Source organism: Flavicella sp. (assembly GCF_037132785.1).
Taxonomy (GTDB): domain Bacteria; phylum Bacteroidota; class Bacteroidia; order Flavobacteriales; family Flavobacteriaceae; genus Flavicella.
The window spans coordinates 1-24,754 of record NZ_JBAHZZ010000127.1; the positions used below are offsets into that span (position 1 = coordinate 1).

Genomic DNA, 24,754 nt, shown 5'->3' on the forward strand with positions numbered 1-24,754 from the left:
AAACTAAAGGAAAATGAACCAAAAAATAGATCCATAACTAACATAAACAATGAAAATAAGAAAAAAAAATATAAATTTTAGATTTAAAAAGTCAAAATTGAAATCTAAAAATGAAAAGAGCATTATGCAACGGTCTTAAAACATGAATGAAAAACAATCGAATTTAATACGTCATTTAAATATTAAAACGGTATAGTTCGCTCGTTGCATAGTTACAAAGCTCACGTATAAATGCGTAAAGGAGATTTAAACAACTTAAATAATGGACCTAGGAAAAGATATAATTATCAAAACCCTTATATTTGTAGTGGATTAATTATTATTTGATAACAAAATTACAATTGTGATTTGAATTCTACCTTAATTATCATTTAACTGTTATAGTATTGTAAATTTAACACTTGAATTAGATTTATTTAATTCAAAACACAGAACCTACTGAACCCCCTTTTATGACATCATTAAATCATTTTCAAAAAAACACAACAGATTCACGTAGCTACTTTAGTCTCTCCGAATCTCAAATCTCCATATTGATAGCACAGGGTTGTAAGTCAAAAACATGGGGGTCTGTTTGGATTACGAAAGATACAGATTTGACTAAAATTCAAAATGTAACGTTTAGCAGTGATGTGAAAATCGCGGCAATTAGCGGTGAAAACAATGCGTTTGGAGGCGTAATAAGAGATAACGGTATTTACAATGTACACCTCCACAATTGTAATATTGGTGATAATCCTTTTATTAATAATATAAAAAATTACATAGCTAATTATATCATCGGAGATAATGTAATCATTGATAATACTGGTCGTATTGCGGTCAATGGTGTTTCTACTTTTGGGAACGGAACTATCGTTGAAGCTATTAATGAAGGAGGAGGAAGAGAAATTCCTATTTATGATAATCTCTCAGCGCAAATAGCATATATTCTTGCCTTATATAGACACAGAAGTGATTTGGTCTCCAATTTAAAACAAATGATACATACTTATACCGAAACTATAAAATCGGACATAGGTACTATTTCAAACAATGTTATGATTTTAAATTGTAATTCCATAAAAAACACAAATATTGGACCCAATGCCAGACTAGAAGGGGTTGGGAGTTTAAAAAACGGAAGTATCAATTCTTTTCCTGATGCTCCTGTTTATGTAGGTTCAGAAGTTGTGGCAGAAAATTTTATTTTTTCTAGTAATGCTTCTATTGATAACGCTTCTATTATCACTAATTGTTTTATAGGACAAGGCTGTGCCTTGGATAAACATTATTCTGCTGAACACTCATTATTCTTTGCGAACTGTCAAGGTTTTAATGGAGAGGCTAGTTCAATATTTGCTGGACCTTATACAGTAACCCATCATAAGTCTACCTTGCTAATTGCTGGTATGTTCTCGTTTATGAATGCAGGTAGTGGCTCTAATCAAAGTAATCACATGTACAAATTAGGTCCCATACACCAAGGTATTTTAGAGCGAGGAGCTAAAACAACAAGTAATTCTTATATTCTTTGGCCGTCAAAAATAGGAGCGTTTACCTTAGTTTCAGGTCGTCATTATAATAATGTAGATTCGTCAAAATTACCCTTCTCATATTTGATAGAATCCAATGATGAAAGTATTTTAATTCCAGGTATAAATCTACGAAGTGTTGGCACGGTTAGAGATGCAAAGAAATGGGCTAAAAGAGATAAGCGTCATGAAAATCATAAAACTGACATCATCAATTTTAATTTATTGAGTCCTTTTACCATTCACAAAGTAAATGGAGCTCTTAAAATCTTAAAAGACTTGGAATTGCTTTCTGGAAGTAATGTAAAAGAATACAATTATTTTGGAATGAAAATCAAAGCAAGTTCTCTTAAAAAAGGAATTAACATCTACAATATTGTCATCAATAAATTTCTTGGAAACTCAATTATTAGTAAAATGGAAGGCAAAACCATTCACTCCAAAGCTGAATTAATAGCTGTGTTTCATGCAAATTCAGATATTGGCAAAGGAAAATGGCTAGATGTTAGTGGTATGATTTGCCCTGTTGAAACTATAGATGAGTTTTTAGGTAAAATTGAAAATAAAACGATTGATTGTTTAGAAAAAGCGCAAAAAGAATTAAACATAATTCATGCTAACTATTATAAGTATGAATGGAATTGGGCAAGTTCTTTAATAGAAAAGCATTTTAAAATAGAATTGGATAAAATTACTCCAGAAGATATTATCTCAATCGTAGAACAATGGAAAAAATCTGTGGTAGAACTGGACAATCTATTGTATGAAGATGCTAAAAAAGAATTCTCATTATCTACTCAGGTTGGATTTGGAGTTGATGGGGATCTAAAAGAAAGAGCTAAAGATTTTGCGAGTGTAAGGGGAGACTTTAACAGTAACCCAACCGTTATGGAGATTCTAAATCATATAGCACGTAAAACGAAATTAGGAGATTCTGTTATTCGAAAATTAAAAAACATAAAAGCATAGAGTTCTTCAAATAACGGAAATACTTACAAAGGAATATTAATTGTAATTCTCGTTCCCTGACCGATAGTAGAATTAATAAACAATCGTCCATTTACGTAATTAACACGTTCACGCATAAAAAACAAGCCCATTCCCAGTCCTTTTTCCGAATTTGTAATTACATTGGTTTCAAAACCGTTTCCGTTGTCATCTATCATAATACTTAACAGATTTTTAGTATGTGTAATTGACACTAAAACATAAGTAGACTCGGCATATTTTAAAGCATTGTTAATTGCCTCCTGTGCGACGCGATACAAATTTGTTTCTGTAAGAGAATCAAACCGATCGTTAAAATCAGATTTATTCTCAAACAAAATGTTTTTTCCTGACAATTTAGAAATTTCTTCTGTCATTTTTCTCAATGCAGGAGCAATTCCATGGTCAATTAATTCGGGGGGAGTCAAGCTAAAAGTTACCGCACGTACATCTTTTATGAGCTGTCCAAAAACCACTTTTAAATCTTCCAATTTTACCTGTGCTCTTTCAGGGTTGTCAATATTAATCGACTCCACGCTAAATTTTAGAGCTGTCAGTATTTGTCCTATTCCATCATGAATATCCTTGGCAATACGTTTTCTTTCTCCTTCTTGTGCTTCTACAATCTGACTTGCCTGTACTTTTTGTAACTGAACTTTATATTCGTAATCTTCTTGCTTAATCCTGTCGATTTCATCTTGTTTTTCTTTTCTTTCCGTGATATCATTTCCAAGAATAAACAAACTCTGTTTGTCATTAGCTTTGTTCATAGGTATCACAGAAATCTCCAACCACAAACCCTCTCCTCTTCGTGAAGTAAGCTCTACCTCACCAGTCCAACTTTTCTGACGGGTTGTTAAAAAAACATCTTTTAATTTTTGTTGTTGTCCTTCTTTTTTTGTCAGTAATCTCTCAATAGAACCACGAATTTCTTTTTTATCTAAGCCTAATAAGTTCGAAAATTTTTCACTCATATAAAGGACTGTTCCATCTAATTTAGTACTCGCAAAAAGAGCTGCATTGTCAACTACGAAATTCAAACTCTCGAGTTCTTGATACGCTATTTCTTTCAATTCATATTGCTCTTTTAACTCGGAAATTTGTTCCTGATTATAAATATTAGATTTGATTAATACAGTTATAATTTTTTGAAAATATTGTTTGATAAAAATCAAAATAAACAATGTAAAAAACAAAACAATAAGCAAAGACAATGAAAAAGATACTTTAAAAAAAATAAAAAGCATATAAAAAAACACAGGTAAACCAGCCAATAAAAAAAAACTTCTAATTAAAAGCTTTTTTAAAAGTAAAGGAATATTAGTGAACTCTTCTTTGTTTTTTTGCATTTACCAAAAGTATAAAAAAAGAATTCAATTTTTATACTATCTCGAAACCACAAAATACTGTGATAATTCAACTACAAACCTAAAGCCTTTTTTACTAATGAAAGAGCTTTGTTTGAATAAGAAAGTTGCAAAGCAGCATCATGACCTTTTTCAGACATTTTTCTCCATGTTTTCTGAACAATATCAATCATTTTTTCTTCTGAATGCTTTTCTATAAAAGGGTCAAAATAAAACTGTAGAAACACTAGGCAGATTACATCTTCAATAATCTGAGTATCTCTATTTTTTTTAAGTTGTTTCTTTTGAAGTAAGAATGCAACTTTTTCAACAATATCTTTCTTGTAACCAATAGAATCAAGTATCTCACCTGCTTTTTCAGCATGAAACTTTTTTAATTCAGTTCTCCATTTTAGATATCCCGTACGATTCATTTCATAAGAATTTCTAGGTATTTCCCAACGACAGATATGCTGACAACGTGCGGCCAACTGAACTTCTTCTGAAGTATCTGACTCAAATCCCTCAAGCATAGCAGTCATTCTTTCTCCATACAAAACCTCCTTCGGGTATTCTTTACCCTTCCATTGTTCTCTATTAGGATCCTGACTATTTGCTTTGTCAAATAATTTTATTGCTGTTTGAAATTGTTCTGTTGCCATATGTCTGAAAGTTGAAAAGATTCAATACAGATAGCACTGAATCTTTAACAAAAATATAATAAATTTAGATTTTTTAGACACTTTCACTCTAAAAAATTGTTTGTATAAAATTTATTCAGAAAAACCTAAATAAACAAATCCATTTTCAATTTTAACGGGATATACTGCAATAGGTGCTAATTCACCATTAAAGTTTTCGCCATTTTCTAGTGAAAATGTTTTTTTATGTAATGGACATGCGATTTTAGGAGTTCCTTTATAGTCCCCTAACATACCTCTTGACAATACCATTTCATTTTTTTCTGGAGATAAATTTTGACAGGCATACCACTTACCAAATCTCTCGAAATTAAAGACGGCTATTTGTAAGTCTTTATATTTAACACAAACACCTCCATTTGCTGGAAAAGCATCTACAGAAGCGGTTTTAAACCACTCTTTTACTTCGTTTTCTTTTACTGTTTTGTATTTAGATTGTAATATGTCCATTGTGTTTTTTTAAGTTATAAATAATCTTATTGTTAAAAAGAAATTATTTCCAGGGTTCTGGCATTTTTTGCTCTCTTAATGGAACAAACATAATATTTTCATCTCTTTTATCAGAATTCACAAAGTGAGCAAAACGTTTTTTAAGAGCATCACTTTCTACTACCTGTTTCCACTCGCATTCATAAGCATCAACAAGTAAGTCCATCTGGGCCTCTAGCTCATCATTGATTCCTAAACTGTCTTCTAATACAACTTTCTTAAGGTGATCAATACCTCCTTCTAATTTATCTAACCAAGCTGCAGTACGCATTAACGGTGCGGCTGTTTCTATATAATAAATCAAAAATCTATCTAAGTATTTTACAACTGTTTCGTTATTAATCTGTTCGGCTAATAACTCAGCATGTCTTGGTGTAGCCCCTCCATTTCCACATACATATAAATTCCAGCCACCTTCTACAGCGATAAGACCAAAATCTTTACCTCTTGCTTCAGCACATTCACGAATACATCCAGATACACCTCCTTTAATTTTATGAGGAGAACGTAAACCTTTATATCTATTTTCTAATTCAATTGCAAAAGTTATTGATTCATCCATGCCATAACGACACCAGGTAGAACCTACACAACTCTTAACCGTTCTTAACGATTTTCCATAAGCATGCCCCGATTCAAATCCTTCTGCAATTAATTCAGTCCAAATTGCAGGTAGATCATTTAATTCAGCTCCAAAAAAGTCAATTCTAGCTCCTCCCGTAATTTTAGTATATAAATTGTATTTCTTCCCGATTTTTCCTAAAACAATTAATTGATGTGGAGTTATCTCTCCAGCTGCAATTCTTGGCACAACTGAATACGTCCCATTTCTTTGGATATTTGCCAAGAATTTATCGTTAGAGTCTTGAGAAACATCTTCTTTATTAGGTGTGTGATTGTATAAACTTGCTAAAATAGAAGAAACAGCTGGCTGACAAAGTTCACAACCTTTTCCTTCTCCACAAGCATATAAAGCTTCATCAAAAGTAGTAACCTTCTTTACTTTCAAAATTGAATACAGTTCTTGTCTTGAGTACTGAAAGTGATCACAAATAACTTCTTTAACTGTTTTTCCTAAAGATTTTAATGTCTCTGTAACTAAATCTGTAACCATTGGTTTACAGCCTCCACAGCCAGTAGTTGCTTTAGTTGTGCTAATAACGCTTGTTAAATCTTCACAATCATCTTCAGTAATTGAACTGCATATATGACCTTTAGTAACCCCTTCACAAGAACATACTACTGCGGAATTTGGTAAATCCATTGAAGATCCAAAAGAATTTCCTTCACCTCCACGAGATCCCAAAATTAAATCCTCAGGGTTCTCTGGAATAGCCATCTCGTTTAAGAAAATCTGATGTAGCGTATTATAATCACTTGCGTCTCCAACCAAAATACCTCCCAATAAAGATTTACCGTCTTTAGAAATATTTATCCTTTTATAAATTCCTTGGAATTTATTTTCATATACAATACTAACCCCTTCTTTACTTTCATTCAAAGCATCTCCAAAACTAGCAACATCAATACCACTTAATTTTAATTTGGTAGACATGTCAATTGAAGGAGGCATTGAAGTCTCTTCTCCTAAAATTTGATCAACTGCAACGCCGGCCATATCATACCCTGGGGCAACCAATCCATAAATCATTTGGTTTAATAAAGCACACTCTCCAATAGCATAAATACTATCATCCGAAGTTTTCATGTCGTTTGTAACAAGAATACCTCCGCGAGTACCAACTTCCAATCCGCAAGTTTTAGCCAGTTCGTCTCTTGGACGAATTCCTGCAGAAACTAATAACATATCTACAGGTAATGTTTCTTCTTCAGAAAACCTCATACCTGTTATTACAGCTTCTCCTTCGATATTCTGAGTGCCTTTATTTAATAAAATAGAAATTCCTAAATCCTCTAATTTACCCTGAAGTACTTTACTTGCATCATTGTCTAATTGTCTCGGCATCAATCTTGGTGCAAATTCAATAACTGAGGTTGCCAAACCCATATCCATAATTGCTTTCCCTGCTTCTAATCCTAAAAGACCTCCACCTAAAATTGCCGCTTTTTTATTTCCACCTTCTGCTTTTAATTTTGCTACATAGGCCATAGTAGCATCTAAGTCTTCAATAGTTCTATACACAAACACACCTTCTTTTTCTACTCCTGAGATTGGAGGAACAAAGGCAGATGAACCTGTTGCTAATATCATATAATCATACGAATATTCCTTGTCACTAATCGTTGTTATCGTTTTATTAGCTCTGTGGATATCAGTAACACGTTCGTTTGTGACTAACTCAATACCGTTTTCTTCATACCAAGATCTAGGTGCCATACTTAATCTTTCAGCATTTTGATCTGCGAAATACTCACTCAAATGCACTCTATCGTATGCTGGTCTTGGTTCTTCACCGAATACTATTAGTTTGAACTCAGGCAGATTAGTTTTTGCTACAAATTTCTCACAAAATTTATAACCTACCATACCGTTTCCGATAACTAAAATTGTTTTCATATTCTATGTGTTTTATATTAACCTTGCAAAACTACGTAATATTACGTAATGTTACGTAGTTTAAAATGTCGTTTTTGTTTACAAAATCAAATTATTAAGTGTTTCCTAATAATTACTTTAATTTCTGTCAAATCAATAGAAAACCAGATATCTTATTGCATAAAGCATATTTAAACCTGTTTTAAATAGGCTTTTATTTAGGATAGATGACACCTTTTAAATAGAAATAAAAGATCAGAAGAATTCAAAATAAATAAAGATACCCTTGAAACAGCACTACTTAAAACACATCATCATACGCAAACAATTATATAAAATCATGTATTACTACGTAGTTTTAAGAAAATAATACGTAATTTTACAGCGGTAAACTACAAACATCAATGTTATGTCAGACTGTATCACATGCGAAAACACAGATTGCTTGATTAAAAAAAACATCAACAATCCGTCTATTGAGAAGTATCTTAGTCAAAAACACAATATTAAGTGTAAAAGATTACAACAATTTATCATGGAAGGTGCTCCTGCTCATGGATTGTTTTTCGTTAGAAAAGGACAAGTGAAAGTTGTGAAAACAGGAATTTACGGAAGAGAGCAGATCGTGCGATTTGCACAAGATGGTGAACTTATTGGTCATAGAGGTTTTGGATCAGAAAAAAATTACCCCATTGGTGCCTTAGCTATAATAGAAACACATCTTTGTAATTTTACAAATGAAACCATGATAAAGATGCTTCGTGAAGTTCCAAGTCTTACTTTTGATTTAATGCTTTTTTATTCCGAAGAACTAAATAGATCAGAATCGAGAGTCAGAAAATTTGCTCAAATGACTGTTCGAGAAAAAGTGATAGACTCATTTTTATATATAAATAGAAAATTCGGACAAACCGAAGACGGCTTTTTCAATATACAATTACCACGAAAAGATTTTGCTGATTTTGCAGGAACCACCGAAGAACAAGTTATTAGAGTTATATCTAGTCTGAAAAAAGAAAATTTAGTTGTAACGAAAGGAAAAAAACTTGGGATTATAGATATTGACAAACTTAAAAAAGAAATCTCAGAACATAATTACTTTATTAACAGCTAAAACAATTGACAATTCGTTACAAACTCATACATCATCCTAAGAACTTTTTTAGTTTTTTGATTTTCCTTCCTGGCGACACCGACTACGAAAAGCAATATATTAACCTAGGTTTAGATAAAAAACCGTAATTATAGATATCTTTGAAAAAATTGCAGTTTCTAAAAATATAAAACCGTTCTTTATCATTTAGAATACCAATAACCAAAAATAAACGAACATAACATATAATGAAAAACCTAAAATTTGCCATACTGATCACGTTTTCAGTATTTATGCTCTCATCATGTAAATCAAATGTAGAAGTAATTAATGCATGGAAATCTGACAAACTTAATACCATGAAAAATTCAAACATTTTAGTAATCACTAGAACAGCTGACAATAAGGAAAGAGGGGCGTTTGAAGAACAGATGGTAGCTTATTTAAAGAACAAGAACATCAAGTCAAGTACTAGCTATATGAAACTACCTGTTTTCGACATTCAACGAAAATACAGCGATGAAGAAAAAAAAGAATTAGTAGAGAATATAAAAAAAATGGGTTTCGACGCAATTATTTTAACAAGTCTTAAAAGAAGAACCGAGAAAACCGTAGTTACACAGGGAGGGTATTATGCTAGTGGTAGTTACAGCAATCTATACCCTAAATACTACGGTGGCTTTAATGGCTACTATAATAATATAGGATATGAGACCTACGTTCCAAGCCGTACACGTATAGATGTACAAGCTAAATTTGTTTTGGAAACAGTAATGTATAATTTAAATCTCCCAGCAACAGAGCAATTAGTTGCAGTAGTAACTTCTGCAATAGATGATCCTGAATCTGTTTATACAGCTTCTGAAAAATATGTAAAGGAAATAGCAAATAGTTTAAGATAACGATTGTAAATTGAAACAATTAAGTTCTTTTATCTATTTCTCTACACCTCTCTACACCTCTCTACACCTCTCTACACCTCTCTACACCTCTCTACACCTCTCTACATCCACAAAACTGTTGAATGCGTGTAAAATTAAATTTTCAAGCCCATAAGACCCATGAAATTAAGTAACTCCTTATCTCCATAAACATGATGCATACTAGCTGAAATTGCAACGTTTTTTTACGACTGGAACAACAAAAGAGTAAAACAACGATGGGATGGAATTGTAGGCGTACAATACTAGTACAACAAAAATTGAATACTACGGTCTGAAGTTGGCTTTATTGGAGATAAAAATTCCTTTTTACGAACATTAAATTATTAATAAAATAATACCTAAAATAAAATAATAAAGATGAAAAAAACAATGCAATTATTAGGGGTCATATTTACTCTTGCAATATTGAATTCCTGTTACGATTCTCCTGATTTGGGAGGACTATCATCAGAATTGGTGGTCTCGACAGATGTGGATCTAGATGTGGATTTTAGTAGTTATAGCACCTATTATCTGTCGGATACAATTCATATTGTAACCAACAGTATTAAAAGGGATAGCATAATGGTTTCTCCTGAATCTGATGATGTTATCAACGAAATTGAAGCAAATATGAATGAAAGAGGTTATACACGCTCTATAGATCCAAACGATATAATCACAAAAACTGCTGATATTGCTATCGCTACTAATATTATTAGAGTTACCAACACCGGACAAACATGCTATGGTTGGTGGGGTAATTACCCTGGATACTGGTCTCCATGGGGCTGGGGTGGAGGTGGATACTACTATCCATATTGTACAACCTATAAATACGATACTGGAACATTAATTTTAGAGTTTGGAGATATTAAAAATTCGAACACTACAGATGATGTTAAAGCTATGTGGACAGCTGCTATGTTTGGTGTTTTAAGTTCTTACGATTCAACAAACATTGACAGAGCTGTAAATGCAGTAGAACAAGCATTTTTGCAATCACCTTATATTCAAAATTAATTCCTACTGATATGAAAAATTTAATTATACTTTTTTTGCTTGGTATGGGACACTTCATACAGGCACAAACAACGACAACTGTAACTTCTCCTTGGCCGTCAGATGGACCTCAACCAAATAGAGAAATTTACACATACACAATGACAGCCGAAAATCAGTTTGTAATAAATTGGGAAATGGCAATACCTTCTGGCAGTAATTTTATTGGAGAAAATAGTTATAGCGGTGGACGTATAGATTATAAACATTTTCTAAATGGTGGTAATTTGGCAATTGGAGCTTCTTTAGGTTGGAATTCATTTAGTGAATATCACACTCCTCAACTTTATGAAACAGCAGACCGTAGTGGGGCTGTTTATACCGATATGGTAAGACATGTATATACTTTACCAATTGCCGTAAACGTATATTATTTCTTTTTTAAGCGCAATATAAAACCATATGTAGGTTTAGGTATTGGTACTCAATACTCAGAGCAAGACTCATATTTTAATATTTACGTTATAAATGAAGATAACTGGGGGTTTTTAGTGAAACCAGAAATCGGTTTGCAATTAGAAATTAATGAAAAATTCGGTTTTTCTACTTATGCAACTTATAACTATGCAACAAATAATAGCAACTATTTTAATATAGATTATATCTCAAGTTTCAATATTGGAGCAGGTCTATATTTGGAGTGGTAATTTAAAAACAACATATTATGAAAAAAATAATAATATTCTTTTCTGCAATCTTATTATTACTTGTGCAAAATATATCTGCACAAGTAATCCAAGAAACTCAATCTTCTAAAGAAAGGTGGAACTTAGTATCTAATGAGGGAACTGTAACTGCAATTGATCATAATACAAGAGAAATCACTTTAATGGGACCCAAAGGAAATCTTAACACCTTAAAAGCAAGTGAAGAGATCAAAAGATTCGATGAAATTAAAGTTGATGACAAAATTACATTTGATTACTGGACATATATAAAAGCGGAATTTAGAGAGCCTACACTAGCCGAAAGAGCGACTCCTTTACAAATAGTTTCTGAAGCAGGAAAAGCTCCAGAAGGTATTGCCCCAGGAGTAATTGTTGGAGCCGTATTTAAATCAATTGTTACAATTGAAGTATTGAACAGACCTTATATGATGGCTACTTTAAAAGGGTCTTCAGGAAACTATATGAGTATTACCGTTAAAGACACTAAACTTTTAGAAAGAGTACATATCGGTCAAGAAATAATTTTAACCTATTCAGAAGCTATTGCAATTACACTTAAAAAGCTTGACGCAAAATAAATCCTATTTTTATTTTCGGATATTTATCAAAAATTGATTCTCGCACAGTCGAAAATTGAATTATTACTGGTTATAGTGAAAATCATATAGGTTTGTCTGAATAAAAAAACGAGAAATATTCAAAAAAAACAGCTCGAAGAAACTAAATTTTGAGCCTGTTTTTTTAACAAATAAAATAACCAAAAGACCCAATTAACAACAATCATTATGAAAAAAACATTTACAATAAAATCATTTATTATAGTTGCTTTATTAACTATAACATACTCTATACAAGCACAAACTGTAGAATTAACTGCTTCGTACGGATATCAATTCGGATCTAAATCAAGTTATGGATACAATAATTATGTGAAATTTAATGACAGTGATCAATTTAGTCTTACCATCGGAGTCGACATGTTTCAAGGAATTATGACAGAAGTAACATACACACATCAATCTACTGAAATTATTAATAGGGAGGGTGGAGCAACCCAACGTTTAATGGATTTAAATGCAGACTGGATTATGGTTGGTGCTTCTAAATATTTAACCAAAGATAAATTAAGACCTTTTCTTGGAGCGGGTGTTGGTATGGCTATCTTTAATCCGAACAATGAAATTCGCAGTGTTGGTAGTGTTGACACAAAGTTCTACTTAGCCTTTTCTGTAAAAGGTGGCGTGAATTATATGATTACGGAACAACTAGGAATAAACATACAAGCAAATTTAATGGTTCCTATCCAGTGGGGGGGGGTATACATCGGAACTGGAGGATCGGGTGTTAGCGGTACAAGCAATATTCTTATCGGTGGATTTAGCGGAGGCTTAGTTTACCGACTTAAATAAAATATTATGAAAAAAATAACCAATATACTCTTGTTGTTTTTTACTGTTGTACTGAATGCTCAAGACAATAAACTTGTATGGCCACGTGCTATAGAGGCTGGAAATTATTTAATCACCTTATATCAACCTCAATTTGAAACTTTGGTTCAGAACGAACTAAAATGTAGAATGGCATTATCTGTAAAAACCAAAGAAGACAAGCTTCTGTTTGGTGCTCTGTGGTTTAATTCTAGATTAAATACAGACCTTGGAACAAGAATTGCAGTTTTGGAATCTATTGATATATTAAAAATAAAGTTTCCAGATATTGAAAATGAAGAAAATATTGACATCCTTAAATCAATTATATTAGAAGATTTTAAAAATAGAACAATTGATATTTCTATAGATAAACTTATTGCAAACTTGGAAACGGTTGCCAATGAAAACGAAATTTCTCAAAAGTTAGATAATACCGCACCTAAAATATATTTTCGACAAGAACCTACTGTATTAGTAAGCATTGATGGTGATCCAAAATTTAAAACTGTAGAGGGAAAAAACATTGAGTATGTTGTAAATACTCCTTTTTTTATTGTAAAAAGAAAAGATGATTATTATTTAAAAGGATCAAGTTTTTGGTATAAAACCAATGATTTGTTTTCTAATAATTGGGAAACAACAACTTCAGTCCCTACAGAAATAGAAAATTTAGCTGATAAAAATGTCAGTACTCAAGAAAATCCAACATCTAGTGAAGGAGATGCAACTCCACCTAAGTTATTAGTAGTAACTAAAGCTTCAGAATTAATTGTTACAAAGGGAGATCTGGTCTACGAACCTATCAACAATACTACACTATTATTAGTAAGTAATACTGAAAGTGACCTATTATTGGAGATTGAAAGTCAAACCCATTATTTATTATTAAATGGAAGATGGTACGCTACAAAATCAATAAAAGAAGAAAAATGGACTTTTGTTGAGCCAAAAAAATTACCTAAAACCTTTTTATCTATTCCTGCAGATAATTATAAAGTATCTGGTTTGCGTGTTAGCATCCCTGGAACAAAAGAAGCCCAGGAAGCTGTTTACGAACAACATATTCCACAAACGGCTGAAGTAAGTAGAAAAGATGCGACTACTAAAGTAACCTATGATGGGAAACCAAAATTCGAAAAAATTGAAAGCACAAATTTATCGTATGCTATTAATACAGAAAGTACTGTCTTGTACATTAATTTTGTTTATTATGTAGTTGATAACGGTGTTTGGTTTGAATCAAATACCTCTCAAGGTCCTTGGGTCGTATCTATAAAAAGACCTGAAGAAGTTGAAGATATTCCTCCTTCTTCTCCTGTATACAATGTGAAATATGTATACATTTATGACGTTACTCCTGAAGTTGTTTATGTTGGATACACTCCTGGTTATTATCACTCTTATATGTATGGTGGAGTTGTTGTTTATGGTTCTGGATACTATTACCAGCCTTGGTATGGAATGTATTACTACCCAAGACCTGTTACTTATGGTTATGGTGTACATTACAATCCTTATACTGGTTGGGGATTTTCAGTCGGCCTAGGTTATGGATGGATGAGTATGTCTTTTCATTCTCACGCATATTGGGGACCTTGTGGTTATAGACATGGATATCGACACGGATACCATAATGGATATCGTAGAGGTTATGCTGCGGGGAACGTTCATGGTAGACGTAACTCTCATAGTATTTATAGAACTTCACAAGGGAAAAACAGACCAGGTATTAATTCAAGACCACGGACAACTAATAATAAAAAAAGATCTAGACAAACCACAAACTCACTAAATAATCTTTACGCAGACAAATCTGGTAATATTCACCAACGTGATAAAAACGGTAACTGGCAACAAAAAACGAATAAATCAAATCAAACGAGAACTTTTCAAAATAGTAATCTACAAAACCAACAACAAAGACAGCACTTAGAAAGCCAATATAATAATAGAAGTCGGGGAAATACAAATTATAATAACTATCGATCTCGAATTCAATCTAGCAGTCGATCTCAGAGATCAACGGGAGTAGGAAGAAGAAAATAATTGATTTCACTTAAAACGAAGTAAGATTTTTTATGAAATATTTATTTACTCTTTTACTTCTTACTTCGCTTTTATCAAATGCTCAAAAGGATACGATTCGGTTGAAAAACAAAAATATATTAATTGGAACTGTTGAAAGTTTTAAGACCGGTATATTGGTGTTTAGTACTAATTATAGTGATAAGGATTTTCATATTAAATTTGATCATATAACTAGTATTTACATCCATAAAAAATGTATAATCACGCTTACAAAAAGCAGAAGACGTTTTGGATTAGTTCGAAATATCAAACCTGGTATTGTTGCAATTACTACAAATGAGCATTTAGTAGAAGTGTTTAAAATTTCTGAAATTACTTCCTTTCAAGAAGTAAGTGACGAAAGAAAAAAACGTTACACTGGAAGTATAGATATTGGATATGACTTCACAAAAGCACAAAACAAAGGACAAACCACCGTTAATTCAACACTTGGTTATGTTGGTAAACTTTGGGTATCGAATGTTAGTCTTGACATATTAGATTCAAAACAAGACGATGTAGATGATATTAAAAGAACAGATTCCAAAATAGATATCAGAAGACTCTTTTCAAAAACTTGGTATTTAATAGGAGAGTTGACCTTTTTATCAAATACAGAACAAGCCTTAGACGCTCGTTATACTCCAAATATTGGTATGGGGAAATTATTAGCAAGTACGCCCAAATTATATTTGGGACTTTCTTCTGGTATTGCGTATAACGTGGAAACCTACGTAGACGAAACTTTAAACAAACAATCTACCGAGGCATTTATTTCCGTGAATTTTAACATGTTTAAATTTGAAGATATTAGCTTAACTACGGATATTAAAGTCAGTCCAACGATCTCCGAATGGGGAAGGACTCGTGTTGATTATAACTTGACATTAAAATATGACCTACCTTATGATTTTTATATAAAAACAGCTTTTACTTTAAATTATGATAACGAACCTGCAATTGTAGGTAATCAATATGATTATATATTTTCTAGCGGTTTAGGGTGGAAATTCAATAAATAAACATCCTTATAAAACTTTCCAAAATCCCTTTGTTTTTATTAGGGTTTGAATCCGATTGTAAAAACACAAGACCCTGATTTTCAGCATAAACAACCTTAAAATATGTTAAATAACAGTTTTGTCTATGTCGTACAACATGTTTTAAGCAGTATAAAAACTTGTTTTACCTTGGGCGTTACGCATAAAACAAACCTCCTAACCCTGCTATCTTTGCTGTAAACATTTTCACGAAACTAACAAAAATGAAAAAAGTACAGCCACAAAACGAAAAAGCGATAAAAATCAATCTATTTGATTTCAAATCAGTACAAATGAGAACTTTTCACTTAAGTTGGATTGCCTTTTTTCTTTGTTTCTTCGGGTGGTTTGCGCATGCTCCCTTAATGAATTCAACCATTGGACCAGATTTAGAACTTACACAAACTCAAAAAATTACTGCGTTTATCGCTTCAGTAGGTGTTACTATCTTTGCTAGACTATTTGTCGGTAATTATTGTGATAAAATTGGGCCAAGAAAAAGTTATATATATTTACTAATCTTTGGTGCTTTTGCCGTTGCAGGTTCCGCCTTTGTTAATACCTGGGAAACCTACTTGCTTTCAAGAATGGCAATCGGAGTTATTGGTGCAGCTTTTGTAATTACTCAGTATCATACTTCTGTTATGTTCGCTCCAAACGTAGTAGGTTTAGCAAATGCAACAACTGCAGGATGGGGTAACCTTGGTGGTGGTGTAACACAAGCTGCAATGCCGTTAATTGCTGCGGCAATGTTAGCAATTGGTTTTGCAGAATCTGAATTATCTAAATGGAGACCAGCCATGTTTGTACCTGCAATTATTATGTTAGTTGTTGCTTATCTTTATTGGAAATACACTAAAGATTGTCCCAAAGGAAATTATGCTGACTTGCCAGAGGAAAGACCACAGGCAGCTGAAGGTGAATCAAGTTTATTTATGACTGCTGTTAAAGACAAAAGAGTATGGATCTTGTTTGCTATGTATGCAGGTTGTTTTGGAATGGAATTATTTATAAACGGAAGAGCCGCTACTTATTATCAAACTCGTTTCTCGTTAACAGAAACTACTGCAGGTATCATAGCTTCTTTATTTGGATTGATGAATCTATTTGCAAGATCAACAGGAGGTTGGTTAGGAGATAAATTCTCTAAAAAATCAGGTTTACAAGGTCGTGTAAAATGGCTAGTAGTAGTTATGGTAATTGAAGGATTTACATTGTTACTATTCTCTAGAATGGATGTTTTACCATTCGCTGTTGCTACTATGGTATTGTTCTCTTTATTTGTTCAAATGGCAGAAGGAGCAACCTTTTCTGTAGTTCCATTTATCAATAAAAAGGCACTTGGTGCGGTAGCTGGTATTGTAGGTGCAGGTGGTAATGTCGGAGCAGTTTGTTACGCTCAGTTTTTTCTAAAAAGCGGCTCTCCCTTACAAGATTGCTTCTTTTATTTTGGGTTTATTGTTTTAGCAATCGGACTGTTAGGGATTGGAATTAAATTCTCTGCTGAAGATGAAAAATTAGCAGTAGATGAGCAAAAAAGATTAGAAGCACTTTGTAAATCTGCGTAATTACACAAAATTAAATTTTTGACTGCTTAAATAATCTCCTGTCAAAACACAACTTCATTTGTGATATAAAAGACTAATTAACCTTAATATATCACATGGTTTTTGACCGGGAAATTATGTAAATTTGAAGAACACAAAATCATAAAACATATACCATGGCCGATTGTACCCAATGCAAAAACTTAAATTGTTTAATTAAAATACATAGCTTAGACAAAAATGTAAAAGATTTTCTGGAAAATAAATATACTATAAAATGTAAAAAATCCCAACAGTTTATTATGGAAGGCACTCCTGTTCATGGCTTATTTTTTACTTATAAAGGAAAAATAAAAGTGGTAAAAACAGGTGCTAACCAAAGGGAACAGATAGTTCGGTTTGCAAAAGACGGAGATATTATCGGTCATAGAGGAGGCTTTGGATCTGCAAAATATTATTCTATTTCTGCACAAGCCTTAGAGGATTCAATACTCTGTTATTTTTCAAAAGACGATTTAAAACAGCTATTGCTAAAGACTCCAAAACTAACTTTCGATTTTATGCTGTTTTATGCTGATGAACTCAATGAAAGTGAAACCCGAGTAAGGAAACTGGCACAAATGTCTGTCAAAGAAAGAGTGATTGATACCCTTTTACTTATAGATAAGAAGTTTGGATCAACGGATGGATTATTCAATGTTTCCTTGACTAGAAAAGACTATGCAGAATATTCTGGCACTACAGAAGAACAGGTTATAAGAATTTTCTCAACTTTAAAAAAACAAGGTTTAATCAATGCAAAAGGAAGAAAGATTGGACTGAAAAACTCCGAAGCCTTAAAAGAAGAAATCTCTAAACATACTTTAGATATTTATAACTAATTCAATACTTATAGCTTTAAATTTTGCTTTTCTTATAACAAGAAAGCGTAGTTTTTTTAATAGCCCACTTACCTCTACTTAAAGACTGCTAAATAACAGCTAGTATGTTGCATTACCTCTTCTTGTTCTATGCGCAAAAGGCTGTTTGTAGCTGTGTATTGCTAGTCTTTAAATCATTGATAGAATCTATCTTTGCTATATATAGAGACTAAAAATAATGATTAATACTAGCTATCAAAAAAAAACGAAAAAATGAAAAAAATAAGCCTTAAAATCACAGCTTTTGCATGTATACTCCTTGCCGTTTCTTGCGGAGGAAAAGACAGCAAAAAGAAAACTGAAGAAGCAGTAAAAGCTGAAATAACAGCAAAAACCGAAATAGAAAAACCACAATTAAAATTTGGTTTTATAAAATTAACAGATATGGCACCTTTAGCCATAGCAAAAGAAAAAGGGTTTTTTGAAAACGAGGGCTTATTCGTATCTGTAGAAGCTCAGTCTAACTGGAAAAATATTTTAGATAGAGTTATAGACGGACAGCTTGACGGAGCACATATGTTAGCTGGACAGCCAATTGCGGCAGGTGCAGGGTTTGGACGCCAAGCAGAGCTGGTAACTCCGTTTTCAATGGATTTAAATGGTAACGCTATTACTGTGTCTAACAATGTATGGGAAGGCATGGAACCACATATAAAAAAAGGAACTGATGGTAAACCTATTCATCCAATTAGTGCAGCCTCCCTAAAACCAGTTATAACGGAATACAGAAACAATGGGAAAGCCTTTAAGATGGGGATGGTATTTCCTGTTTCTACACATAATTATGAAATTAGATATTGGTTGGCTGCGGCAGGTATTCATCCAGGAATGTATACTGCAAGTAATATTCAAGGACAAATTGACGCTGAAGTTTTATTGTCTGTAACACCACCGCCACAAATGCCTGCTACCCTAGAAGCAGGAACAATTTACGGTTATTGTGTTGGAGAACCTTGGAATCAACAAGCAGTATTTAAAGGAATTGGAGTTCCTGTTATTACCAATTATGATATCTGGAAAAACAATCCAGAAAAAGTATTTGTAATGACTAAAGAATTTGTTGCTAAGTACCCTAATACTTCAGTAGCCATAACAAAAGCTTTAATTAGAGCTGGTAAATGGTTAGATACTCCAGGAAACAGACTAGAAGCTGTAAAGATATTATCCAAATCTCAATATGTAGGTGCCGATGAAAGCGTATTAGCAAACTCTATGACGGGTACTTTTGAATTTGAAAAAGGAGACAAACGTGAAATGCCCGATTTTAACGTATTCTATCGTTATAACGCAACATATCCTTTCTATTCAGATGCCATTTGGTTCTTAACTCAAATGCGAAGATGGGGACAAATTCCAACAGAAAAACCAGCAGCTTGGTATGCTGAAAAGGCAAAAGACATTTACCGACCTGATATCTGGTTAAAAGCAGCAAATTTATTAGTTGAAGAAGGTAAGATCCCAGCAACAGATATTCCTAAAACAGATGGTTACAAACCAGCTACTAAAGATTTTATCGACGGGAAATTATATGATGCTAAAGATCCTATTGGATATATCAATAGTTTTAAAATCGGAAACAAAGACAAATAAGTCATGCATTCTAAACACAAAGTAACACTTGAAATTCTACAAATTTTAAGTGTTACTTTCATTCACTAAATTGAAAATTAATTTCAATAAAACATACAATACCAACATGAAAGATTCTATCATAAAAATACTGCGGTTAATAGGTCTTGGTTTTTTAGAACCAGTAGTACGCTTGGCAAGTGGAGAAGATTCTAAAAAAAACACTATTGAAATCTTAAAAAAAATAGTCGCACCAATTGCATCTATACTCTTGTTTTTAGGTGTTTGGTATACTGGATCAAAATCACTTTATAACAAAGAGGTGAATTATAAAATTGAAAAAACATTAAAAGATCAAGGACAAGTTGAAGCAGATATAGTAAAAGCATGTATTGTAGCTGGAGATGTTTCTTGCCAACCTAATACACTTCCTTCGCCTTCTCAGGTATGGGCCTCTTTTATTGTATTATTAGAAGATCATAAAGTGATTAGTGCAGACAAAAAGGCTTTTAAAGAAAAAACAGCAGCTTTGAATGAAAAAAGGGTTTCTCAAGGAAAAAACCCTATCACTTATACAGGTAGACCTTCATTTGTTGATCAAATAAATACGAGTTTAAAAACTGTTTTTGCAGGTTTTTTACTTGCCTTATTAGTCGCTATTCCAATTGGGATTATCATTGGGCTGAGTGAAACTTTAAGAACTTCTTTTAACTGGTTAATTCAAATTTTAAAACCTGTATCTCCTGTAGTATGGCTATTATTGGTCTCTATGATTGTAAAAACATTAACCAAAGACTCAACGAGTGATACCTCATTTGTAATTTCTTTTATCAGTGTTGGACTTTGTTCTATGTGGGCAACCTTAGTAAATACTGCTATGGGAGTTTCTTCAGTTGATCAGGATTATCTAAACGTTGCTAAAGTATTAAAATTAGGAACTTTTCAAAAAATAATTAAAGTGATTCTTCCTGCATCTATACCCTTGATTTTCACAGGATTAAGAATTACTTTATCGGTTGCATGGATGGTACTAATTGCCATTGAATTATTAGCACAAAGTCCTGGTCTGGGATCATTTGTTTGGGAAGAATTTCAAAACGGGGCTATGGATTCAAATTCAAAAATTATCGTTGCGATGTTTGTTATCGGTTTTATTGGATTCTTGTTAGATAGAGTCATGTTGATTATTCAAAAGTTTATTTCATTTGAGAAAAATGAAGGAATTTAATTAATAAGTCAAAGGAATATACACAAATTAAACAGATTCAAAATGGCCTATTTAAAACTAAATAATGTATCCAAAACATATGGTAGTGCAGATAATAGAACAGAAGTGCTTGACAATATCAATCTTCAAATAGAAGAGGGAGAATTTGTGGCCATCGTAGGCTTTACTGGAAGTGGAAAAACTACACTTGTAAACCTAATTAACGGACTTGAAAAACCAACTTCTGGTGATGTTCTGTTTAAAGGAAAACGAGTAGAAGGTACAAGTCATGAAAGAGGTGTTATCTTTCAAAACTACTCACTTTTGCCTTGGTTAACAGTATATCAAAATGTAGAAATGGCTGTAAAAGAAGCCTTTCCAAAAGAGAACAGGAAATTTATCGATTCACGTATTAAAGAATATATTGATATGGTAAATTTAACTCATGCGATCAATAAAAGACCTAAAGAACTTTCTGGAGGTATGCGCCAAAGGGTATCTGTAGCACGCGCTTTATCGATGGATCCAGAAATGATTATTATGGACGAACCTCTAGGGGCTTTGGACGCTTTGACAAGAGGTAATCTTCAGGATGAAATTTTAAACATTTGGAATAAAAATAAAAGAACTGCTTTATTAATCACTAATGATGTTGATGAAGGTGTTTATATGGCAGATAGAATTATTCCTTTACGTCCTGGTCCGAAGGCAACATTAGGACCTGAATTTAAAATTAATATTGACCGACCAAGAGACAAAACAGCATTAAATGACAACCCTGAATACAAAAAAACTAGAAATGCAATTATTGAATATTTAATGGATATTGGAAGTGAAAGGTCTAGTAGTTCAGAATTCAATTATGAATTACCAGATTTACAGCCAAAAGATTTAAGATGGGACTTTAAATCTCAAATATAACCGTAAAGAACTTCACAATGGAAACAAAAGCAATATTACAAGAAAAATTTTCAGATAAAGATGTAATGCTAGATTTAAGGGACTTAAAAAAAATATACCCTACTCCAAAAGGTGACTACGTAGTTTTGGAAGACTTGAATCTACAGGTTAAAAAAGAGGAATTCATCACTATTATTGGGCATTCAGGTTGTGGTAAAACCACAATGCTTTCTATGATTGCAGGATTGAATGAAATATCAGGAGGTAAAATATCTGTTCTTGGTTCTTCAATAAAAGGTCCTGGTCCAGACAGAGGTGTGATTTTTCAATCTCCAAGTTTAATGCCCTGGATGACAGCTATGGAAAATGTAATGCTTGGTGTAAAAAAAGTATTTCCACATGGCACAAAAAAAGAAAGAGTAGATATCTGTAAATACTATTTGAGTAAAGTTGGGCTAGACCAATCTTTCGATAAAAGAGCCTCTGAACTTTCTCAAGGAATGCAACAAAGAGTTGGAATTGCAAGAGCCTTTGCAATCAAACCGAAAGTACTACTATTAGACGAGCCCTTTGGTATGTTAGACTCTCTTACTAGAGGAGAATTACAAGATGTACTTATTGAAATATGGAACAAAGAAAAAATTACAGCAGTAATGATTACGCACGACGTAGATGAAGCTATATTTTTATCTGACAGAGTTGTCATGATGACTAGTGGTCCTAGAGCAAAAATTGGAGACATACTTCCTGTTGAGTTTAAGCGTCCAAGATCAAGAAAAGCTGTAGTGACACATGATGATTATTATAGGTACAGAAAACATCTAATTGAATTTTTACAGCATTAAGCATGTTGTTAACACTACAAAAAAGAGGTTAAACTCTGATATTAATCATGTTTTACAATTAATCAAACGCATAAATTTACCATGTCAATCTAAAGAATTTAAACAACAATTATAACTATTTAAAACAAGAAAAAATGAAAATTAAAATAACCTTTATCACCTTGTTGATGTTTGCTACATCTTCAATAGTGGCTCAGTTTTCTTTAAGTGGAGAATTTAGACCAAGAACAGAATATAGAAATGGCTTTGGAAATTTAAAAACAGAAGATCAAGCTGTTGGATTTGGAACTTCAACAAGAATAAGATTAAATGCTGCATTTAAGGGAGAAGGATTTACTACTTACTTAAGTTTACAGGATGTTTTTGTTTTTGGAGAAAACAGACAATTATTACAAGCTGACTCGAATAATTCATTTTCTATATTTGAAGCTTGGGCTGATATTGAGTTAGGAGAGTCTTATTCAGCTAAATTAGGACGTCAAATGATTTCATACGACGATCAGAGAATTATGGGTTCTGTTGGCTGGGCTCAACAAGCAAGAACCCATGATGCCTTGTTGTTTAAGCATAAATCTAACGCTATCACTTTTGATTTAGGATTGGCATATAACCAAAATTACGATAATGCAGCTGGGTTTGTTAGTTCTGGAAACGACTATACTACTACTGGGTTTTTTAGTTATAAAACAATGCAATACATTCATGCTAATAAAAAATGGAACAATTTTGAAGCAAGTATTTTAGTTTTAAACAACGGATACCAAAAATATGATGCTAATGATGCAGATGGAGTGAATAACTTTTTAACGTATGGTACGCATTTAAAAGCTAAGATTGGAATGATTAGTTTGGCTGCAAATATCTATGGTCAATCTGGAGACATTACAGCAAATCAATTCGGAGGAGATAAAAACACGGACATAGAATATAAGTCTGCTTACTTAGCGAGTATTGATGCAACTACTAATCTTGGAAAATTTAAAGTTGGTATTGGATTTGAAACAATTAGTGGAGATGATGATTCAACTACGGAAAAAGAATCTTTCTTTCCAGTATTTGGAACCAACCATAAGTTTAACGGTTTTATGGATTACTTTTATGTTGGGAATCACGCAAACAATCTTGGTTTAAACGATATTCATATTAGTACAACTTTCCCTATTGGAAAATCAAAATTAATGGTGAAAGTATTAAACTTCTCAACTTCTGAAAAGTTAGCTAGCGGAGATACTCAATTAGGTACTGAGGTAGATTTAGTATGGTCATACAAAATAAAGCCTGCAGTTCTTTTTCAAGCTGGGTATTCTCAAATGTTTGCCGCTGACGGAATGGATGAACTAAAAGTAGTTTCCCCACAAGACACCCAAAACTGGGCTTGGGCGATGATTACAATTAAACCAAAGTTTTTGTAATCATAAAATAGAATTCAAATATTAAGAACCGCCATAGGGCGGTTTTTTTTAGGTCTAAAAATTAGGTTTCAATTTTAAAAAGTAGCTAACAAACTAAGACCGTTGCAAGGTACATGACAAAAACAAAGACCCAAACTTAGGGTGTAAATCATTGTTTGTTAGCTTATATTTAAGTTATGAAACTACAAAGAACAGCTACTTTTGCAGATAGCATTTGTGACTTACGTACAAGAAAGATAAAATCTACATTTTTTAGTCAAATTAATATTCTTATCGATTGGGATCTAATTTCAAAAATAATAGACAAGGACTATTCCAGGGGTAAAAGTGCCGTTGGTAAGCCTTCCTATGATGGTTTGTTTCTTTTTAAAATGTGTCTTTTGCAGAGTTGGTATTGTTTAAGCGATTACGAAGTAGAAGATAGACTTAACGATAGTTTATCCTTCAGTTATTTCTGTGGAATGACAATAGAACAGGTAGCACCAGACCACAGTACATTGAGTAGGTTTAGAACGGCATTGACAAAAACTAAAACCT

21 protein-coding genes are annotated in these 24,754 nt (G+C 32.7%); 17 read left to right on the forward strand and 4 right to left on the reverse strand.

Translation table 11 applies throughout. From position 1 onward, the window contains the following. The first annotated feature begins 452 nt into the window (after nt 1–452). The gene (locus V5787_RS08480) at nt 453–2,483 is read left to right on the forward strand and encodes a DUF4954 family protein (RefSeq protein WP_336892812.1); all 2,031 of its coding nucleotides are present in this window, start codon (nt 453–455) and stop codon (nt 2,481–2,483) included. Nucleotides 2,484–2,506: 23 nt separating this feature from the next. On the opposite strand, the gene V5787_RS08485 is transcribed toward V5787_RS08480, so the two are convergent. The 4 genes from V5787_RS08485 to nirB form a co-directional block, all read right to left on the reverse strand. After that, nucleotides 2,507–3,850 (reverse strand): ATP-binding protein, encoded by a 1,344-nt coding sequence (locus V5787_RS08485; protein ID WP_336892813.1) that lies wholly within the window; start codon nt 3,848–3,850, stop codon nt 2,507–2,509. A gap of 71 nt (nt 3,851–3,921) precedes the next feature. After that, nucleotides 3,922–4,509: a DUF4202 domain-containing protein gene (locus V5787_RS08490; RefSeq protein ID WP_336892814.1), complete on the reverse strand. Its 588-nt coding sequence runs from the start codon at nt 4,507–4,509 to the stop codon at nt 3,922–3,924. Between the two features lie 111 nt (nt 4,510–4,620). Continuing rightward, nucleotides 4,621–4,998, reverse strand: coding sequence for a nitrite reductase small subunit NirD (gene nirD / locus V5787_RS08495; RefSeq protein ID WP_336892815.1), 378 nt, complete (start codon nt 4,996–4,998; stop codon nt 4,621–4,623). A gap of 43 nt (nt 4,999–5,041) precedes the next feature. Beyond that, nucleotides 5,042–7,555, reverse strand: coding sequence for a nitrite reductase large subunit NirB (gene nirB, locus V5787_RS08500; protein WP_336892816.1), 2,514 nt, complete (start codon nt 7,553–7,555; stop codon nt 5,042–5,044). 388 nt (nt 7,556–7,943) lie between these two features. Here nirB and V5787_RS08505 point away from each other — a divergent pair, with 388 nt between their 5' ends. From V5787_RS08505 to V5787_RS08580, 16 genes are all read left to right on the forward strand, one after another. After that, complete coding sequence (locus V5787_RS08505; RefSeq protein WP_336892817.1) at nt 7,944–8,648, forward strand: Crp/Fnr family transcriptional regulator; 705 nt, start codon at nt 7,944–7,946, stop codon at nt 8,646–8,648. A gap of 227 nt (nt 8,649–8,875) precedes the next feature. Beyond that, nucleotides 8,876–9,529 (forward strand): hypothetical protein, encoded by a 654-nt coding sequence (locus V5787_RS08510; RefSeq protein ID WP_336892818.1) that lies wholly within the window; start codon nt 8,876–8,878, stop codon nt 9,527–9,529. A gap of 399 nt (nt 9,530–9,928) precedes the next feature. Continuing rightward, entirely contained in the window at nt 9,929–10,573 is a 645-nt protein-coding gene (locus V5787_RS08515) for a DUF4136 domain-containing protein (RefSeq protein ID WP_336892819.1), read from the forward strand. 11 nt (nt 10,574–10,584) lie between these two features. Further along, entirely contained in the window at nt 10,585–11,259 is a 675-nt protein-coding gene (locus V5787_RS08520; protein WP_336892820.1) for an outer membrane beta-barrel protein, read from the forward strand. 17 nt (nt 11,260–11,276) lie between these two features. After that, complete coding sequence (locus V5787_RS08525; protein ID WP_336892821.1) at nt 11,277–11,858, forward strand: hypothetical protein; 582 nt, start codon at nt 11,277–11,279, stop codon at nt 11,856–11,858. A 207-nt stretch (nt 11,859–12,065) separates the two neighbouring features. Then, entirely contained in the window at nt 12,066–12,689 is a 624-nt protein-coding gene (locus V5787_RS08530) for a hypothetical protein (protein ID WP_336892822.1), read from the forward strand. A gap of 6 nt (nt 12,690–12,695) precedes the next feature. Beyond that, nucleotides 12,696–14,756: a hypothetical protein gene (locus V5787_RS08535; RefSeq protein ID WP_336892823.1), complete on the forward strand. Its 2,061-nt coding sequence runs from the start codon at nt 12,696–12,698 to the stop codon at nt 14,754–14,756. Nucleotides 14,757–14,788: 32 nt separating this feature from the next. Then, nucleotides 14,789–15,799, forward strand: a complete 1,011-nt coding sequence (locus tag V5787_RS08540; RefSeq protein ID WP_336892824.1) for a DUF481 domain-containing protein — start codon at nt 14,789–14,791, stop codon at nt 15,797–15,799. Nucleotides 15,800–16,041: 242 nt separating this feature from the next. Beyond that, on the forward strand, nt 16,042–17,385 hold the full coding sequence (locus V5787_RS08545) for an MFS transporter (protein WP_336892825.1): 1,344 nt from the start codon (nt 16,042–16,044) through the stop codon (nt 17,383–17,385). Nucleotides 17,386–17,540: 155 nt separating this feature from the next. Beyond that, nucleotides 17,541–18,245 (forward strand): Crp/Fnr family transcriptional regulator, encoded by a 705-nt coding sequence (locus V5787_RS08550; RefSeq protein WP_336892826.1) that lies wholly within the window; start codon nt 17,541–17,543, stop codon nt 18,243–18,245. Nucleotides 18,246–18,497: 252 nt separating this feature from the next. Next, on the forward strand, nt 18,498–19,874 hold the full coding sequence (locus V5787_RS08555; protein ID WP_336892827.1) for a CmpA/NrtA family ABC transporter substrate-binding protein: 1,377 nt from the start codon (nt 18,498–18,500) through the stop codon (nt 19,872–19,874). Between the two features lie 106 nt (nt 19,875–19,980). After that, nucleotides 19,981–21,081, forward strand: a complete 1,101-nt coding sequence (locus V5787_RS08560; RefSeq protein WP_336892828.1) for an ABC transporter permease — start codon at nt 19,981–19,983, stop codon at nt 21,079–21,081. 42 nt (nt 21,082–21,123) lie between these two features. Further along, on the forward strand, nt 21,124–21,981 hold the full coding sequence (locus V5787_RS08565) for an ABC transporter ATP-binding protein (RefSeq protein WP_336892829.1): 858 nt from the start codon (nt 21,124–21,126) through the stop codon (nt 21,979–21,981). Between the two features lie 17 nt (nt 21,982–21,998). Next, nucleotides 21,999–22,805: an ABC transporter ATP-binding protein gene (locus tag V5787_RS08570; RefSeq protein WP_336892830.1), complete on the forward strand. Its 807-nt coding sequence runs from the start codon at nt 21,999–22,001 to the stop codon at nt 22,803–22,805. A gap of 134 nt (nt 22,806–22,939) precedes the next feature. Beyond that, nucleotides 22,940–24,217, forward strand: coding sequence for a hypothetical protein (locus V5787_RS08575; protein WP_336892831.1), 1,278 nt, complete (start codon nt 22,940–22,942; stop codon nt 24,215–24,217). Between the two features lie 176 nt (nt 24,218–24,393). Next, nucleotides 24,394–24,754: transposase (locus tag V5787_RS08580; protein ID WP_336892832.1), on the forward strand; the 361-nt coding region annotated here is incomplete at its 3' end.